The sequence below is a fragment of the Curtobacterium uvaldense genome (assembly GCF_028307415.1).
Classification (GTDB): domain Bacteria; phylum Actinomycetota; class Actinomycetes; order Actinomycetales; family Microbacteriaceae; genus Curtobacterium.
The window spans coordinates 38,277-56,258 of sequence record NZ_JAQMHU010000003.1 but is presented as its reverse complement, the minus strand read 5'-3'; the positions used below and the strand labels follow the sequence as shown (position 1 = coordinate 56,258).

The window sequence follows — 17,982 nt, the reverse complement described above, 5'->3', positions numbered from 1 at the left end:
TTGCGAGCACGTCACGGACGGGAGGCGCGGTGCCGGCTGGCACCGTGCCTCCCGTCCGTCGTCCAGACAGCTCGCGCGCCGCGGTCGCGTCGAGACGCCGCGGTTGCGTCGAGACGCCGCCAGATCCGGCGGCGTCTCGCTCACCGGAGGGCGTCTCGTGTCGACGCCCCCGTCCCGCCGTCCGCAGCTCCGCCTGCCGGGCCGCTCGGTAGGGTCGGGGCATGAGCGAAGACCGACCCGTCCGCCAGCCGTCCGCCGTCGACCGCGTCGCCGAGGACTGGGTGTCCACCCTCGTCGACCTCGACCCGACCGTCGCCACGTACATCGGGGTCCCCGGGCGCACCGACGGCTACGGCGACACCTCGCCCGCCGGCGCCGACGCCCTCGCCGACGCCGCACGTTCCGCGCGCCGGGCCCTCGACGCCGCCGAGTCGACGGACGACGTCGACCGGGTGACGAAGACCGACCTCGGAGCGGAGCTCGACCTGGTCGTGGAGTCGCACGAGCGGAAGCTGCACCTGCGGGACCTCAACGTGATCGCGAGCCCCGCGCAGGAGTTCCGCGACGTCCTCGACCTGATGCCGACCGCGACCACCGACGACTGGCGGGACGTCGCGGGGCGCCTGCACGCGCTGCCGGACGCCCTGGAGGGCTACCGCGAGACCCTGCTGCAGGGCACGCGCAAGCAGGTCACGCCCGCCGCGCGCCAGGTCGCACTCATCGCCGAGCAGGCCGCGCGCAACGGTGCCGAGGACGGGTTCTTCCGCCAGCTCGTCGACGGCGCCGCGCTCGAGGGCGGCGCACCGCTGCCCGAGTCGCTCCGCGGCGAGCTGGTGCGCGGCGCCGAGGTCGCGGCGGCCGCGTACCGGTCGTTCGGCGGCTTCCTCGAGCACGAGCTGCTGCCCCTGGCGACCCCGGTCGACGCGGTCGGTCGCGAGGACTACGAGCTGCACTCCCGACGCTTCCTGGGTGCCGTCGTCGACCTCGACGAGACGTACGAGTGGGGCATCGAGGAGCTCGCCCGGATGCGCGACGAGCAGGAGCGCATCGCGGACCGCATCGAGTCCGGCGCCTCGGTGGCGCGCGCGATCGAGGTCCTCGACGCCGACCCCGCCCGCATCCTGCACGGCACCGACGCCCTGCAGCGGTGGATGCAGGAGACCAGTGACGCGTCGATCCGCGCGATGGACGGGGAGTACTTCGACATCGCCGACCCGATCAAGCGCCTGGAGTGCCGGATCGCCCCGACGCAGGAGGGTGGGATCTACTACACCGGCCCCTCCGACGACTTCTCGCGTGCGGGCAGGATGTGGTGGTCGGTGCCGCAGGGCGTCACGGAGTTCGGCACGTGGCGTGAGAAGACGACGGTCTACCACGAGGGCGTGCCCGGTCACCACCTGCAGATCAGCCAGGCGGTCTACAACCGCGGGGAGCTCAACACGTGGCGTCGGCAGCTGGCCGGACCGTCCGGGCACGTCGAGGGCTGGGCCCTCTACGCCGAGCGGCTCATGGAGCAGCTCGGGTTCCTCGACGACGACGGGGACCGCCTCGGCATGCTCGACGGCCAGCGGATGCGGGCGGCCCGCGTGGTGCTCGACATCGGTGTGCACCTGCAGAAGACCAACCCCGACGGCGGTGGCTGGACGTGGGAGTACGCGCTCGACTTCATGGGCCGGAACGTCAACATGGCGCCGGAGTTCGTGCAGTTCGAGGTCGCCCGGTACTTCGGGTGGCCGGGGCAGGCGCCGTCCTACAAGGTCGGGCAGCGCGTCTGGGAGTCGATCCGCGACGAGCTCGCCGCACGCGAGGGCGCCGCGTTCGACCTGAAGGCCTTCCACCACCGGGCGCTCGCACTCGGCGGGGTCGGCCTGGACACGCTCCGGAGCGCGCTGCTCGACTGACGGCGTGACGGGTCGACGGACGGGAGGCGCGTGGCGGGGTCGCCGCGTGCCTCCCGTCCGTCCTCCGGTCACCCCGCGACACGCGACACGCCCGGTTGTGGGGCCCGCGGCCCTGCGGCTAGACTCAATCGGCGCAATCCGCGCCAACCAACCACTGCCATGACGGCTCGCACCGACGTTCGGTGCGGACCAGGGGGTCGCTCCCTCGCCGTCACGGCCCGACTCATGTCCGTTCGGAGCAATCTCTACATGACAACCACCACGACCAAGGCTCCCAAGCAGGTCGCCATCAACGACATCGGCTCGGCTGATGACTTCCTGGCCGAGGTCGAGAAGACCCTCAAGTTCTTCAACGACGGCGATCTGATCTCCGGAACCGTCGTGAAGATCGACCGCGACGAGGTCCTCCTCGACGTCGGCTACAAGACCGAGGGTGTCATCCCCTCGCGCGAGCTCTCGATCAAGCACGACGTCGACCCCAACGAGGTCGTCGAGGTCGGCGACGAGGTCGAGGCCCTGGTCCTCCAGAAGGAGGACAAGGAAGGCCGCCTCATCCTGTCGAAGAAGCGTGCGCAGTACGAGCGTGCGTGGGGCGACGTCGAGAAGATCAAGGAGTCCGACGGCGTTGTGACCGGCACGGTCATCGAGGTCGTCAAGGGCGGTCTCATCGTCGACATCGGCCTCCGTGGCTTCCTCCCGGCCTCGCTCATCGAGCTGCGTCGCGTCCGCGACCTGACCCCGTACCTGGGCCAGGAGCTCGAGGCGAAGATCCTGGAGCTCGACAAGAACCGCAACAACGTGGTCCTCTCGCGCCGCGCCCTGCTCGAGCAGACGCAGTCCGAGTCGCGCACCACCTTCCTCAACAACCTCCACAAGGGCCAGGTCCGCAAGGGCATCGTGTCGTCGATCGTCAACTTCGGTGCGTTCGTCGACCTGGGCGGCGTCGACGGTCTCGTCCACGTCTCCGAGCTCTCCTGGAAGCACATCGAGCACGCCAGCGAGGTCGTCGAGGTCGGTCAGGAAGTCACCGTCGAGATCCTCGAGGTGGACCTGGACCGCGAGCGCGTGTCGCTCTCGCTCAAGGCCACGCAGGAGGACCCGTGGCAGGTCTTCGCCCGCACCCACGCGATCGGTCAGATCGCACCGGGCAAGGTCACGAAGCTCGTGCCGTTCGGTGCCTTCGTCCGCGTCGCCGACGGCATCGAGGGTCTCGTCCACATCTCGGAGCTCTCGAACAAGCACGTCGAGCTCGCCGAGCAGGTCGTCTCCGTCGGTGACGAGGTCTTCGTCAAGATCATCGACATCGACCTCGACCGTCGTCGCATCTCGCTCAGCCTCAAGCAGGCGAACGAGGGCGTGGACCCGGAGGGCACCGAGTTCGACCCGGCGCTCTACGGCATGCCGACCGAGTACGACGACCAGGGCAACTACAAGTACCCCGAGGGCTTCGACCCGGAGACCAACGAGTGGCTCGAGGGCTACGACACCCAGCGCACCGAGTGGGAGGGCCAGTACGCGGCCGCCCAGTCGCGCTGGGAGGCCCACAAGGCGCAGGTCGCGAAGACCATCGCGGACGAGGAGAAGGGTGGCTTCGACCTCCCCGCCTCGGCCTCGAGCTCGTCCTCGTCCTCGTCCTCGTCGACCTTCTCGAGCGAGTCGAACGGTCAGGGCACCCTGGCCGACGACGCCTCGCTCGCGGCGCTCCGCGAGAAGCTCAGCTCGAACAACTGATCGAGCGGGTCGCACGTCCCGGAAGCCCGGTACCCCTGACGGGGTGCCGGGCTTCCGGCGTTCCACGACGTCCTCGGTAGCCTGGACCGGTGCGCATCATCGGTCTGACAGGCGGCATCGCCGCGGGCAAGTCCACCGTCTCCCGTCGCTGGGCGGAGCACGGCGCGGTCGTCGTCGACGCCGACCGGCTCGCGCGGCAGGCGGTCGCTCCGGGCAGCCCCGGGCTCGCCCGTGTCGTGGAACGGTTCGGGACGGGCGTGCTCGCCCCCGACGGCGCGCTCGACCGGGCCGCCCTGGGCAGCATCGTCTTCTCCGACGCCTCGGCGCGGAAGGACCTCGAGGGGATCACCCACCCGGAGGTGTGGCGGCTCGCACGGGGAGCGTTCGACGCTGCCGAGGCCGCTGATCCGGAAGCCGTCGTCGTCTACGACGTCCCGCTCCTCGCCGAGGCCCGGGGGAGTCGGCCGATCCGGTTCGACGCGGTCGTCGTCGTGGACGCCCCTGCGGCGCAGCGGGTCGGACGACTCGTCGAGCACCGGGGCATGCCGCGTGACGAGGCCGAGCGACGTGTGGCGGCCCAGGCGTCGGACGCCGAGCGGCTCGCCCTCGCCGACCACGTCGTCGACGCGACCGGATCGCTCGAGGACACCCTGCGGTCCGCCGACGCGGTGTGGGAGCGCATCGCGTCCTGAACGGGCCCCGCAGGCCCTGGTACCCGCTCAGCTGTGGGCGATCAGGGCCGTCGGGTGTCAGGGGGCGCGACTACCGTTGTCCCCATGGCAGTGTCGATCCAGCCCACCCGGGCGATCCGTCCCTTCGAGGTGATCAGCGAGTACTCGCCGAGCGGTGACCAGCCGGCGGCGATCGCCGAGCTCGCCGGTCGGATCAACGCGGGTGAGACCGACGTCGTGCTGCTCGGCGCGACCGGTACCGGCAAGTCGGCGACCACCGCCTGGCTGATCGAGCAGGTCCAGCGGCCGACGCTCGTGCTCGCGCACAACAAGACCCTGGCCGCGCAGCTGGCGAACGAGTTCCGCGGGCTCCTGCCGAACAACGCGGTCGAGTACTTCGTCTCGTACTACGACTACTACCAGCCCGAGGCGTACGTCCCGCAGACGGACACCTTCATCGAGAAGGACTCGTCGGTCAACGCGGAGGTCGAGCGGCTCCGGCACTCGACGACGAACTCGCTGCTCAGCCGGCGCGACGTCGTGGTGGTGTCGACCGTGTCCTGCATCTACGGCCTCGGCACGCCCGAGCAGTACATGAACGCGTCGATCGCGCTCCACGTCGGTCAGACGATCTCCCGCGACCAGCTCGTGCGCAAGTTCGTCGGCATGCAGTACCAGCGCAACGACGTCGACTTCGCCCGCGGCACCTTCCGCGTCCGCGGCGACACCATCGAGATCATCCCGATGTACGAAGAGCACGCGATCCGCATCGAGATGTTCGGTGACGAGATCGAGGCGCTCACCTCGCTGCACCCGCTGACCGGCAACGTCATCGCGGACCTGCCCGGCGTCTCGATCTTCCCGGCGTCGCACTACGTCGCCGACACCGACGTCATGCACCGGGCGATCGAGCGGATCAAGGACGAGCTGGCCGACCGACTCGCCGAGCTCGAGGGCCAGGGCAAGCTGCTCGAGGCCCAGCGGCTCCGCATGCGCACGACCTTCGACATCGAGATGATGGAGCAGATCGGCTTCTGCTCCGGCATCGAGAACTACTCGCGCCACATGGACGGGCGCGATGCGGGCGAGGCGCCGCACTGCCTCATCGACTACTTCCCGGACGACTTCCTCATCGTGATCGACGAGTCGCACGTGACCGTGCCGCAGATCGGCGCGATGTACGAGGGTGACGCCTCCCGCAAGCGCACGCTCGTGGAGCACGGGTTCCGCCTGCCGAGCGCGCTCGACAACCGACCGTTGACGTGGGAGGAGTTCCTCGAGCGCGTCGGGCAGAAGGTCTACCTGTCGGCGACCCCGGGCAAGTACGAACTCGGCGTCACCGACAGCGTCGTCGAGCAGATCATCCGTCCGACGGGTCTGGTCGACCCCGAGATCGTCGTGAAGCCGAGCGACGGCCAGATCGACGACCTGCTCGAGGAGATCAAGCTGCGCGTCGAGCGTGACGAGCGCGTGCTCGTCACGACCCTGACCAAGCGGATGGCCGAGGAACTCACGGACTTCCTCGGCAACGCCGGCGTCCGCGTGCGGTACCTGCACTCCGACGTCGACACCCTGAAGCGTGTCGAACTGCTGACGGAGCTGCGCCAGGGCGTGTACGACGTGCTCGTCGGCATCAACCTGCTGCGCGAGGGCCTCGACCTGCCCGAGGTGTCCCTCGTGGCGATCCTCGACGCCGACAAGGAGGGGTTCCTGCGGTCGTCGACGTCGCTCATCCAGACGATCGGCCGTGCCGCCCGCAACGTGTCGGGCCAGGTGCTCATGTACGCCGACAAGATCACCGACTCCATGCGCCAGGCGATCGACGAGACCGATCGGCGCCGCGAGAAGCAGGTCGCCTACAACCTCGAGCACGGCATCGACCCGCAGCCCCTCCGCAAGAAGATCGCCGACATCACCGAGGTGCTGCAGCGCGAGAGCGACGACACCAAGGCGCTGCTCGAGGGTCGCCCGGGTTCCGACGGCCGCCGGTCGCCCACGCCGAACCTGCGTCGCGAGGGCATCGCGGGAGAGGGCGCGACCCAGCTCGAGGCGACGATCGCCGACCTCAACGACCAGATGCTGCAGGCCGCGGCCGAGCTGAAGTTCGAGCTGGCGGCACGGCTCCGCGACGAGGTGCAGGACCTGAAGAAGGCGCTGCGACAGATGGAGTCCGCCGGGCATGTCCGCTGACACCTCCGGGACCGCGCGGCGGACGGTCGTCGTCACGGGTGCCAGCGCCGGCCTGGGCTACCACGCAGCCGAGCAGCTCGCGGCACAGGGCCACCGGGTCGTGCTCGCCACGCGGAACCCCGAGCGTGCCGCCGCTGCCGAGCGGAGCATCCGGAAGCACGTCGACGACGCAGCGCTCCTGCACCTGCACCTCGACCTGGCCGACCTCGACAGCGTGCGTGCCGCGGCCGTGCGGCTCCGGGAGCTCGGCCCCGTGCACGCCCTGCTCAACAACGCCGGCGTGGTCGGATCGGCTCGCCCGCAGCGCACCGCGCAGGGCTTCGAACTGCAGGTCGGCACGAACCACCTCGGACACTTCGCCTGGACGGCGCTGGCGCTGCCGGCCCTCGACCAGGACGCCGGGCGTGTGGTGCACCTCGGCTCCATCGCGCACCGCCTCACGACGCTCGACCGGACGGATCCGCTCGCGGTCGGCCGCTACGAGGGCCACCGCCAGTACGCCAGGAGCAAGCTCGCGGTGATGCTGTTCGGCTTCGAGCTCGCGCAGCGGTTGGGTGACGCCGGCTCGCGGGTGCGCAGCGTCGTCGCGCACCCCGGGCTGGCGCTCGACGCCGCCGCCCCGCCCCGACCGGACGTCGCACCGACGCGGTCCGAACCGGCCTGGATGCGGGCGGGCTCGGGCTGGGTGGCGCAGGGCAAGGACGCCGGGGCGCGGCCGCTCGTGCACGCCGCCGTCGGTGAGGACGTCCGCTCGGGGGAGTACTGGGGGCCGGCCGGCCCGCTCCAGTTCGCCGGTCGTCCGGCCCTCGTCCCGGCGCGCCCGCGTGCCCACGACCGCACCGTCGCTGCGCGCCTCTGGACGGCGAGCGAACAGGCGACCGGCGTCGCGTTCGCTCTCGACGCACTCGGCTAGACCGCCACGCCCGGACGGATGTCGGTCCAGCTTCGTAGAATCGTCTGCGATGACCATCACCTCTGACCGCGGAACCGCGACCCCGGGCCGGAACGCCTTCGGCGAGCCTGCAGACCTCCACATCCCCGGCGGGACGGCGCCGCACAGCACCTCGACGCTCAGCGTCCGGGGCGCTCGCGTGCACAACCTCCGCGACGTCGACCTCGAGATCCCTCGGGACTCGCTCGTCGTGTTCACCGGGCTGTCCGGGTCGGGCAAGTCCTCGCTCGCGTTCGACACGATCTTCGCCGAGGGCCAACGGCGCTACGTGGAGTCGCTGTCGGCCTACGCCCGGCAGTTCCTCGGCCAGGTGGACCGGCCCGACGTCGACTTCATCGAGGGCCTGTCGCCGGCGGTCTCGATCGACCAGAAGTCGACGAACCGGAACCCGCGGTCGACCGTGGGCACCATCACCGAGGTCTACGACTACATGCGTCTGCTCTGGGCGCGCATCGGTGTCCCGCACTGCCCCGTCTGCGGCGAGGTGATCAGCAAGCAGAGCGTGCAGCAGATCGCGGACCAGCTCATGGAGTTCGAGACCGGCACGCGCTTCCAGGTCCTCGCGCCGGTCGTCTCCAAGAAGAAGGGCGAGTTCGTCGACCTCTTCCAGGAGCTCGCGGCCTCGGGGTACGCCCGTGCGATCGTCGACGGTGAGCGCATCCAGCTGAGCGACCCGCCCAAGCTCAAGAAGCAGGTCAAGCACGACATCTCGGTGATCGTCGACCGTCTCGTGGCGAGCGACGACATCCTCGGCCGCCTCACCGACTCGCTCGAGACCGCCCTGCGGTTGACGAACGGCACCGTGGCGATCGACCTCGTCGACCACGAGGGGCCCGGCGCGGTCCGGACCTACTCCGAGAACCTGTCCTGCCCGAACAACCACCCGCTCGCGCTCACCGAGATCGAGCCGCGGACCTTCTCGTTCAACGCACCGTTCGGTGCCTGCCCCGAGTGCTCGGGCCTCGGTACCCGCATGTCGGTCGACCCCGACCTGGTGCTCGGCGACCCCGAGGCCTCGCTGCGAGACGGCGTCCTGCTGCCCTGGACGGGCACGAGCGGGCTGTACTCGTACTTCGAGAAGCTCCTCGCGGGTCTCGGCAAGGACCTCGGGTTCGGCCTCGACACCCCGTGGAACCAGCTCGACCCGTCGGTGCAGGCCGCGATCCTGACCGGCAAGGACTTCCAGGTCTCCGTGTCGTGGAAGAACCGTTTCGGCCGCGAGATGCGGTACACGAGCGGGTTCGAGGGCGTCATGCCCTACATCGAGCGCAAGTTCGCCGAGGCCGAGTCGGACTCGCAGCGGCAGCGCTTCCAGGGCTACCTGCGCGAGGTCCCCTGCCCGGTCTGCGACGGCACGCGCCTGAAGCCCGAGGTCCTCGCCGTGACGGTCGAGGGTCGCAGCATCGCCGACGTGACCGACATGTCGCTCGACCAGGCGTACGGCTTCATGGAGGAGCTGACGCTCACCGAGCGTGAGGCGCACATCGCGGCCGCCGTCCTCCGCGAGATCCGCGCGCGGCTCGAGTTCCTGCTCGAGGTCGGCCTGAACTACCTGACCCTCGCACGCGGAGCCGGCGGGCTCTCCGGCGGCGAGGCGCAGCGCATCCGGCTCGCGACGCAGATCGGATCGGGCCTGACGGGCGTGCTCTACGTGCTCGACGAGCCGAGCATCGGCCTGCACCAGCGCGACAACCGTCGGCTCATCGACACGCTCGTCAAGCTCAAGGACCTCGGCAACACCCTCATCGTCGTCGAGCACGACGAGGACACCATCCGCACGGCGGACTGGGTCGTCGACATCGGACCGGGCGCGGGCGTGAACGGCGGCAAGGTCGTGCACTCCGGCTCCTACGAGGGCATCATCGCGAACCGCGAGTCGGTGACCGGTGACTACCTGGCAGGTCGGCGCGCGATCGAGGTGCCCGCCGAGCGACGGAAGATCAACCCGAAGCGCGTCATCAGCGTGCAGGGCGCCCGGGCGAACAACCTCAAGCAGGTCGACGTCGACTTCCCGCTCGGTGTCTTCACCGCGGTGACCGGCGTCAGCGGCTCCGGCAAGTCGACCCTGGTCAACGACATCCTGTACAAGGTGCTCGCGAACCAGCTCAACGGCGCGCGGCACATCGCCGGCAAGCACACCCGCGTGAAGGGCCTCGACCAGCTCGACAAGGTCGTGCACGTCGACCAGGCGCCGATCGGCCGCACCCCGCGGTCCAACCCGGCGACCTACACCGGCGTGTTCGACCGCATCCGGCAGCTCTTCGCCGAGACGCCCGAGGCGAAGGCGCGCGGCTACCAGCCCGGTCGCTTCAGCTTCAACGTCAAGGGCGGCCGCTGCGAGAACTGCTCGGGTGACGGCACGATCAAGATCGAGATGAACTTCCTGCCCGACGTCTACGTGGCGTGCGAGGTCTGCGGCGGTGCGCGGTACAACCGCGAGACGCTGCAGGTGCACTACAAGGGCAAGGACATCTCCGAGGTCCTCGACATGCCGATCAGCGAGGCGGCCGAGTTCTTCGAGCCGATCTCGGCGATCCACCGCTACATGGCGACTCTCGTCGACGTGGGCCTGGGCTACGTGCGCCTCGGGCAGAGCGCGACGACCCTCTCCGGTGGCGAGGCCCAGCGCGTCAAGCTCGCGACGGAACTCCAGCGCCGCTCGAACGGCCGTACGGTCTACGTGCTCGACGAGCCGACGACCGGTCTGCACTTCGAGGACGTCCGGAAGCTGCTGCTCGTGCTGCAGAGCCTGGTCGACAAGGGCAACACCGTGATCACGATCGAGCACAACCTCGACGTGATCAAGTCCGCCGACTGGCTGGTCGACATGGGACCGGAGGGCGGTGCCGGTGGCGGTACGGTCCTGGCCGTCGGCACCCCGGAACACGTGGCCGACGTCCCCGAGAGCCACACCGGTGTCTTCCTGCGCGAGATCTTCGATGCGCAGGACGCCCGTGTCGGCAAGGAGCAGGCGGTCGGTGCGCGTCAGGCCACCCAGAAGCACCAGGGCGGGCAGCAGAGCAAGCAGAAGGCGGGTGCTCGGTAGGTGGCGGACACCGTCTCCTGGCGGCCGAAGGCGGGGGAGATCCCGACCGACCCAGGCGTCTACCGGTGGCGTGACGAGGCCGGTCGGGTGCTCTACGTCGGCAAGGCGAAGAACCTCCGCGCCCGCCTGAGCAACTACTTCGCACCGCTGCCGACCCTCCACGAGCGCACCCGACGCATGGTGCTCACGGCCCGGAGCGTCGAGTGGACCACCGTCGGCTCCGAGATCGAGGCACTGCAGCTCGAGTACACGTGGATCAAGGAGTTCGACCCGCCGTTCAACGTCAAGTTCCGGGACGACAAGTCGTACCCGTACATGGCGATCACCCTGGGCGAGGAGTCGCCGCGGGTGATGGTGACGCGGAACCGGAAGATCAAGGGCGCGAAGTACTTCGGGCCCTACCCGAAGATCTGGGCGGTGCACGACACCATCGACCTGATGATCAAGGTGTTCCCGATCCGCACCTGCTCGGACTCGTCCTACAAGAAGGCGATGCAGACGGGCAAGCCGTGCTTCCCGGGCCAGATCGGCAAGTGCGGTGGACCCTGCTCGCAGAAGGTCACGATCGCCGAGCACCGGGCGATCGTCGAGGAGTTCGTCCGGTTCATGGGCAGCTACGACCGCAGGGTGATCACGACCCTGCGGCAGCGCATGGCCGCGGCCGCCGACGCCATGGACTACGAGCAGGCGGCGCGCTACCGCGACCAGGTCGGTGCCCTCGAAGCGGTGCTCGAGAAGTCGGCGGTGGTCCTCCGGGACTCGGTCGACCTCGACCTGTTCGGTGTGGCCGAGGACGAGCTCGCCGCCGCCGTGCAGCTGTTCTCCGTGCGCGGCGGGCGCATCCGCGGTGTCCGGGGGTGGGTGGTCGACAAGGAGCTCGACATCAGCACCGGTGACCTGGTCGAACAGATCGTCCAGGGCCAGTACGCGACGAGCGACGACGTCCCGCGCGAGGTCGTCGTGCCGGAACTCCCCGAGGACGCCGAGGCCCTGCAGCAGTGGCTCAGCGAGCGACGCGGCGGGCGCGGCACGAAGCTCAGCACGGCCCAGCGGGGCGACCGGGCGGGCCTCGCGCGCACGGCCGCCCAGAACGCCGCGCAGGCGCTCATGCTCTACAAGACGAAGCGCAGCGCCGACTACACGACGCGGTCGGCTGCCCTCGCCGACATCCAGGACGCCCTGGGCATGACCGAGGCCCCCCTGCGGATGGAGTGCTACGACATCTCCCACCTGCAGGGTACGAACGTGGTGGCGTCGATGGTGGTGTTCGAGGACGGGCTCCCGCGCAAGGACCAGTACCGCCGTTACACGATCGCCGAGACGACCGACGACACCGACAGCATGTACCAGGTGCTGTCGCGACGGCTGGCGCGCCTCGACGAGGACGCCGCGGTGCCGGACGTCCCGGACGCCACGAGCGAGGACGTCGTCGAGGGCACGAAGCCGACGAAGCGGTTCGCGTACCGTCCGCAGCTGCTCATCGTCGACGGCGGCCAGCCCCAGGTCCAGGCGGCCAAGCGGGCGATGGACGAGGCCGGCGTGCACGACATCGCCCTGGTGGGCATCGCGAAGCGCCTCGAGGAACTGTGGTTGCCCGACGACGACTTCCCGGTGATCATGCCGCGCAACTCCGAGGCGCTCTTCCTGATCCAGCGGATCCGTGACGAGGCGCACCGGTTCGCGATCACGCACCAGCGGACCCGCCGGAAGCGCGACGTCCGGTCGCAGCTGTCGGAGATCCCCGGGCTCGGCCCGACCCGGGTGAACGCCCTGCTGAAGCACTTCGGGTCGGTCGCGCGCCTGCGTGAGGCGACGGCGGAGCAGATCGCCGAGGTGAACGGCGTCGGGCCGGCCACCGCGGCGGCGGTCGTCACGAAGCTCGCGCAGACGCCCCGCAGCGCGCCGGAGGGGAGCCCGCCCGGAGGAAGCGTGCCGGAGGCGAGCGACGCCGACCCTGCCGGGCGCGCAGCCAGCACCCCCGGTCCGGAGCGGACGACGGACCCGGACGCGCCCGCAGCCGCCGCGGAGGAGCCGAGCCGCGCCTCCCGGCCGGTCGACCCCGTCCGCGTCCCGGACGTCTCCGCCGACGGCCCGTCGCGTCCACGGTGACCGGCCCCGCTCCGAGCGCGGGACGGTAGCCTGGACGCGCAGCCGAGACCCGAAGCCGAGACCTCCCCGGGCCGTGGCCCGGGCCGCCACGACGGAGCCCTCCCACACATGAGCGACACGAGCGACGACCGAACAACCCCGACGTCCGCGTCGCAGCAGCACGACATCCTCATCGTCACCGGCATGTCCGGCGCCGGCCGTTCCACGGTCGGCAAGGCGCTCGAGGACCTCGGCTGGTACGTGGTCGACAACCTCCCGACGCAGATGCTCGGCCCGCTCACCGAGCTCGCGGACCGTGCCGGGGAGAAGATCCCGAAGATCGCGACCGTCGTCGACGTCCGCGGCGGACGGTTCTTCACCGACCCGGAGCAGGCGGTCGAGCAGGTCCGTGCCAGCACCTCCGCCCGGGTCCGGGTGCTCTTCCTCGAGGCGACGGACGCCGTGCTCGTGCGCCGCTTCGAGCAGGTCCGCCGGCCGCACCCGTTGCAGGGCGACGGGACGCTGCTCGACGGCATCGGCCTCGAGCGTTCGCGGCTGTCCGGGCTGCGCGAGGCCTCCGACGTCGTCATCGACACCTCGGACCTGAACATCCACCAGCTCGCCAACGCCGTCACGGAGCGCTTCGCCGACGACCACTTCGTCGGGGTCCAGGTCACGCTCATGAGCTTCGGGTTCAAGTACGGGCTGCCCGCCGACGCCGACATGGTCGCGGACGTGCGGTTCATCCCGAACCCCTACTGGGTGCCGGAACTCCGCCCGCACACCGGCCTCGACGCCCCCGTCTCGGAGTACGTCCTGTCGCAGCCGGGCGCCCGCTCGTTCGTCGAGCGGTACGCTGCCGTGCTCGAGCCCGTGCTGGCGGGATACCAACGCGAGAACAAAAGACACGCTACGATCGCCATCGGCTGTACCGGCGGCAAGCACCGCTCGGTCGCCGTCGTCGCCGAGTTGGCGAACCTCCTCCGCGGGATGTCCGACGTCGCCGTGCGTGTGAAGAACCGAGATCTCGGCCGGGAGTGACCGTTCCTCCGGCCGCTCCACACCCACGTGCGCCGGACCCGCGGACCCCACCAGAGAAAACGTTAGGAATGATGCTGTGCCGTTGACTGCCGAGGTCAAGGACGAACTGGCCAGGGTCGTCGTGAACCGCAACACGGTCCGCGCCGCCGAACTCGCGACCATCCTGCGGTTCGCGGGCGGCCTGCACGTCATCTCGGGCAGGATCGCGGTCGAGGTCGAGCTCGACACCCGGATCATCGTCCACCGCGTGCGCAAGGACCTGGCGGAGCTGTACGGCGTGCGGAGCGAGGCGTCGGTGGGGTCGTCCGCGTCCTCCCGCCGCGGCACCCGCTACCTGGTCCGCGTGCTCGAGGCGGGGGAGACGCTCGCCCGCCAGACCGGGCTCATGGACGCGCGCCGTCGCCCGGTGCGTGGCCTGCCCAACCGTCTGACGACCGGCAACCGCGAGGACCTCGCCGCCATCTGGCGCGGTGCGTTCCTCGCCTCCGGCACGCTGACCGACCCCGGTCGCGCCGCCGCGCTCGAGGTCACCTGCCCGGGCAACGAGGCGGCGATGGCACTGGTCGGTGCCGCCTCGCGCCTCGGGATCGCCGCGAAGGGCCGCGAGGTCCGCGGCGTCCACCGCGTCGTCATCCGCGACGGCGAGGCGATCGGCCAGATGCTCACCGTCATGGGCGCCGCCCGCACCACCGCCGAGTGGGAGGAGATGCGCCAGCGCCGCGAGGTCCGCGCCACAGCCAACCGTCTGGTGAACTTCGACGACGCCAACCTCCGCCGCTCGGCGCAGGCCGCCGTCGCCGCGTGCGCCCGCGTCGAGCGCGCGCTCGAGATCCTCGGTGACGACGTCCCGGACCACCTCAAGTACGCCGGGTCGCTCCGGCTGCAGCACCGTGACGCCTCGCTCGACGAGCTCGGTCAGCACGCCGAGCCGCCGATGACCAAGGACGCGATCGCCGGCCGCATCCGCCGCCTGCTCGCGATGGCCGACAAGAAGGCCGTCGACACCGGCGTGCCGGGGACCGAGGCCAGCGTGCCGGAGGAGCTCGAGGGGGCGTAGCCCCGACCGGCCCCACGACGGACGGGAGGCGCGGTGCCGGCTGGCACCGCGCCTCCTGTCCGTCCGGGGGAGCGTCCACCACCGTCGGCGGGACCGTCCGGACGGACCGTCATCCGGCGCGGGCGCGCAGTGTCCGACTGCTAGGGTCGTTACGGCGACGTTACGGGGCGTATCGTCCACCACACGTGGGTCCGCAGGGCCGCACGACTCCGAAAAGCAGCGCCCCCGGGGCGCTCCACACCCACCAGGAGATCCATTGACCGTCAAGATCGGCATCAACGGCTTCGGCCGCATCGGCCGTAACTTCTTCCGGGCCGCCCTCGCCAAGGGCTCCGACCTCGAGATCGTGGCGGTGAACGACCTCACCGACAACGCGGCCCTCGCGAACCTGCTGAAGTTCGACTCCATCACGGGTCGTCTCGGCGTCTCCGTCGAGCTCGACGGCGACAGCATCGTCGTCGACGGCAAGCCGATCAAGGTCCTCGCGGAGCGCGACCCCGCGAACCTCCCCTGGGGCGAGCTGGGCGTCGACATCGTCATCGAGTCGACCGGCTTCTTCACCAAGGCAGCCGACGCGCAGAAGCACATCGACGCGGGCGCCAAGAAGGTCATCATCTCGGCCCCGGCGACCGGCGACGACGTCACCATCGTCCTCGGCGTCAACGAGGACCAGTACGACCCCGAGAACCACAACATCATCTCGAACGCGTCGTGCACCACGAACAGCCTCGCGCCGCTCGCCAAGGTCTTCCACGACAAGTTCGGCATCGAGCGTGGCCTCATGACGACGGTGCACGCGTACACCGCCGACCAGAACCTGCAGGACGGCCCGCACAAGGACCCGCGTCGTGCCCGCGCCGCGGCGCTCAACATCGTCCCGACCTCGACCGGTGCGGCGAAGGCCATCGGCCTCGTCATGCCCGAGCTCGCCGGCAAGCTCGACGGCTACGCCCTCCGCGTGCCGGTGCCGACCGGTTCGATCACCGACCTCACCCTCGAGACGTCGTCCGAGGTCACCGTCGACGAGATCAACGCCGCCTACAAGGAGGCCGCCGAGGGCCCGCTCAAGGGCATCCTGCTCTACAGCGAGGACCCGCTGGTGTCGACCGACATCACGACGGACCCGCACTCGTCGATCTACGACTCCGGCCTGACCAAGGTCATCGGCAAGCTCGTCAAGATCACCTCGTGGTACGACAACGAGTGGGGCTACTCGAACCGCCTCGTCGACCTGACCGAGTACGTGGGCGAGCGACTCTCGGCATGAGCCTCCGCACCCTCGAGGACCTCGGCGACCTCGCCGGCAAGCGCGTCGTCGTCCGGTGTGACCTGAACGTCCCGCTCAAGGACGGCACGATCACCGACGACGGCCGCGTGCGCGCGTCGCTGGGCACGCTCAACACGCTCGTCAACGCCGGTGCGCGGGTCATCGTGATCTCGCACCTCGGTCGTCCCGACGGCACGCCTGCGCAGGAGTACTCGCTCGCCCTCGTGGCGCAGCGGCTCTCCGAACTGCTCGGCAAGGAGGTCACCTTCGTCGGCGAGACCGTCGGCGACGAGGCGACCGCGGCCGCCGAGGCCCTCGGGGACGGCGACGTCCTGCTGCTCGAGAACCTCCGCTTCAACCCGGAGGAGACCTCGAAGGACGCGTCGGCGCGCACGGCGTTCGCCGAGCGGATCGCCGCCCTCGGTGACGCGTTCGTGTCGGACGGCTTCGGCGTCGTGCACCGCAAGCAGGCCTCCGTGTACGAGCTCGCGGCAGCGCTGCCCAGCGCGGCCGGCTCGCTCATCGAGTCCGAGCTGACGGTGCTCGAGCGGTTGACCAAGGACCCGCAGCGGCCGTACACGGTCGTGCTCGGCGGATCGAAGGTCAGCGACAAGCTCGGTGTCATCGAGCACCTGCTCCCGCAGGTCGACACGCTGTGCATCGGCGGCGGCATGCTCTTCACGTTCCTCGCGGCCCAGGGTCACGGGGTCGCGAAGTCGCTCCTCGAGCAGGATCAGCTCGACACCGTCCGGGCGTACCTCGCCAAGGCGGACGAGCTCGGCGTGACGATCGACCTGCCGACCGACGTCGTGGTGGCCTCCGGGTTCGCTGCGGACGCCGACCACGAGACAGTCGCGGCCGACGCGATCGAGTCCTCGTCGTTCGGCACGGACGGCATCGGCCTCGACATCGGCCCGGAGACCGCGGCGCGCTTCGCGTCGGCGGTGTCCGGCTCGAAGACCGTGTTCTGGAACGGCCCGATGGGCGTGTTCGAGTTCCCGGCGTTCGCAGCAGGCACGAAGACCGTCGCGCAGGCGTTGACCGAGGTCGACGGCCTCGGTGTCGTCGGCGGTGGCGACTCCGCGGCGGCCGTCCGGTCGCTCGGGTTCTCGGACGACCGGTTCGGGCACATCTCGACCGGTGGTGGTGCGAGCCTCGAGTTCCTCGAGGGCAAGTCACTGCCCGGTCTCGAAGCACTGGGGTGGTCCCGATGACCCGCACGCCGTTCATCGCCGGTGACTCCGGGAAGGACGCAGCATGAACCGCCGTCCGTTCATCGCCGGCAACTGGAAGATGAACCTGGACCACCTCCAGGCCATCGCCACCGTGCAGAAGCTCGCGTGGACCCTGAAGGACGCCCGTCACGACCACGACGACGTCGAGGTCGCGGTGTTCCCGCCCTTCACGGACCTCCGCAGCGTGCAGACGCTCATCTCGGCCGACAAGCTCGAGATCCGGTTCGGCGCACAGGACCTGTCCCAGTACGACTCCGGTGCCCACACCGGTGACGTGTCCGGGGCGTTCCTCGCAGCGCTCGACGCGCAGTACGTCATCGTCGGACACTCCGAGCGGCGCACGCTGCACGGCGAGACCGACGAGGTCGTCGCCGCGAAGACCGCCGCTGCAGTCAAGCACGGCCTCGTGCCGGTGGTCTGTGTCGGTGAGACCGGCGAGGAGCGCGAGCAGCGCGGCGCCGGTGTCGTCCCGGTCGAACAGCTCAAGGTCGTCCTCGAGGCCGTGAAGCCGTCCGAGATCGTCGTCGCGTACGAACCGGTCTGGGCGATCGGTTCCGGTCAGGCCGCGACTGCGGAACAGGCCCAGGAGGACTGCGCCGCGCTGCGTCGCGGGATCGCCGAGGCCTGGGGCGACGACCTCGCCGCCAGCACGCGCGTGCTCTACGGCGGTTCGGTGAAGTCGGGCAACATCGCCGGCTTCCTGCGCGAGCCCGACATCGACGGCGCGCTCGTCGGTGGGGCCTCGCTCGACGTGCAGGAGTTCGCGGCGATCGCGCGCTTCCGGCAGCACGTCGGACTCTGAT

Annotated in this window: 12 protein-coding genes; all 12 read left to right on the top strand. The window is 70.3% G+C overall.

Translation table 11 applies throughout. The features are described from left to right. The first annotated feature begins 221 nt into the window (after window positions 1-221). The 12 genes from PIJ49_RS02900 (at window position 222) to tpiA (ending at window position 17,981) form a co-directional block, all read left to right on the top strand. A complete protein-coding gene (locus tag PIJ49_RS02900) occupies window positions 222-1,901 on the top strand; it encodes a DUF885 domain-containing protein (RefSeq protein ID WP_271825720.1) in 1,680 nt (559 codons plus the stop codon). Between the two features lie 249 nt (window positions 1,902-2,150). Then, the gene (gene rpsA / locus PIJ49_RS02895) at window positions 2,151-3,632 is read left to right on the top strand and encodes a 30S ribosomal protein S1 (RefSeq protein ID WP_271825719.1); all 1,482 of its coding nucleotides are present in this window, start codon (window positions 2,151-2,153) and stop codon (window positions 3,630-3,632) included. 89 nt (window positions 3,633-3,721) lie between these two features. After that, the gene (gene coaE, locus PIJ49_RS02890) at window positions 3,722-4,324 is read left to right on the top strand and encodes a dephospho-CoA kinase (RefSeq protein WP_271825716.1); all 603 of its coding nucleotides are present in this window, start codon (window positions 3,722-3,724) and stop codon (window positions 4,322-4,324) included. A 96-nt stretch (window positions 4,325-4,420) separates the two neighbouring features. Next, window positions 4,421-6,493 carry an excinuclease ABC subunit UvrB gene (gene uvrB / locus PIJ49_RS02885; RefSeq protein WP_066658265.1) on the top strand — a complete coding sequence of 691 codons (2,073 nt, stop codon included), beginning with the start codon at window positions 4,421-4,423 and terminating at the stop codon, window positions 6,491-6,493. Then, a complete protein-coding gene (locus PIJ49_RS02880) occupies window positions 6,483-7,406 on the top strand; it encodes an SDR family NAD(P)-dependent oxidoreductase (protein WP_271825714.1) in 924 nt (307 codons plus the stop codon). Before uvrB ends, PIJ49_RS02880 begins: the two co-directional genes overlap by 11 nt. Window positions 7,407-7,455: 49 nt before the next feature. Continuing rightward, the gene (gene uvrA, locus PIJ49_RS02875; protein WP_271825711.1) at window positions 7,456-10,491 is read left to right on the top strand and encodes an excinuclease ABC subunit UvrA; all 3,036 of its coding nucleotides are present in this window, start codon (window positions 7,456-7,458) and stop codon (window positions 10,489-10,491) included. Next, the gene (uvrC, locus tag PIJ49_RS02870) at window positions 10,492-12,600 is read left to right on the top strand and encodes an excinuclease ABC subunit UvrC (RefSeq protein ID WP_271825709.1); all 2,109 of its coding nucleotides are present in this window, start codon (window positions 10,492-10,494) and stop codon (window positions 12,598-12,600) included. It begins immediately after the preceding gene. Between the two features lie 108 nt (window positions 12,601-12,708). Continuing rightward, complete coding sequence (gene rapZ / locus PIJ49_RS02865; RefSeq protein ID WP_066654437.1) at window positions 12,709-13,620, top strand: RNase adapter RapZ; 912 nt, start codon at window positions 12,709-12,711, stop codon at window positions 13,618-13,620. Between the two features lie 76 nt (window positions 13,621-13,696). Then, on the top strand, window positions 13,697-14,677 hold the full coding sequence (whiA, locus tag PIJ49_RS02860; RefSeq protein ID WP_209682494.1) for a DNA-binding protein WhiA: 981 nt from the start codon (window positions 13,697-13,699) through the stop codon (window positions 14,675-14,677). A 256-nt stretch (window positions 14,678-14,933) separates the two neighbouring features. Further along, complete coding sequence (gap, locus tag PIJ49_RS02855) at window positions 14,934-15,944, top strand: type I glyceraldehyde-3-phosphate dehydrogenase (protein ID WP_058749583.1); 1,011 nt, start codon at window positions 14,934-14,936, stop codon at window positions 15,942-15,944. Next, a complete protein-coding gene (locus PIJ49_RS02850) occupies window positions 15,941-17,158 on the top strand; it encodes a phosphoglycerate kinase (protein ID WP_271825705.1) in 1,218 nt (405 codons plus the stop codon). Before gap ends, PIJ49_RS02850 begins: the two co-directional genes overlap by 4 nt. 43 nt (window positions 17,159-17,201) lie before the next feature. Beyond that, the gene (tpiA, locus tag PIJ49_RS02845) at window positions 17,202-17,981 is read left to right on the top strand and encodes a triose-phosphate isomerase (protein ID WP_066654426.1); all 780 of its coding nucleotides are present in this window, start codon (window positions 17,202-17,204) and stop codon (window positions 17,979-17,981) included. The last annotated feature ends 1 nt before the right edge of the window (window position 17,982 follow it).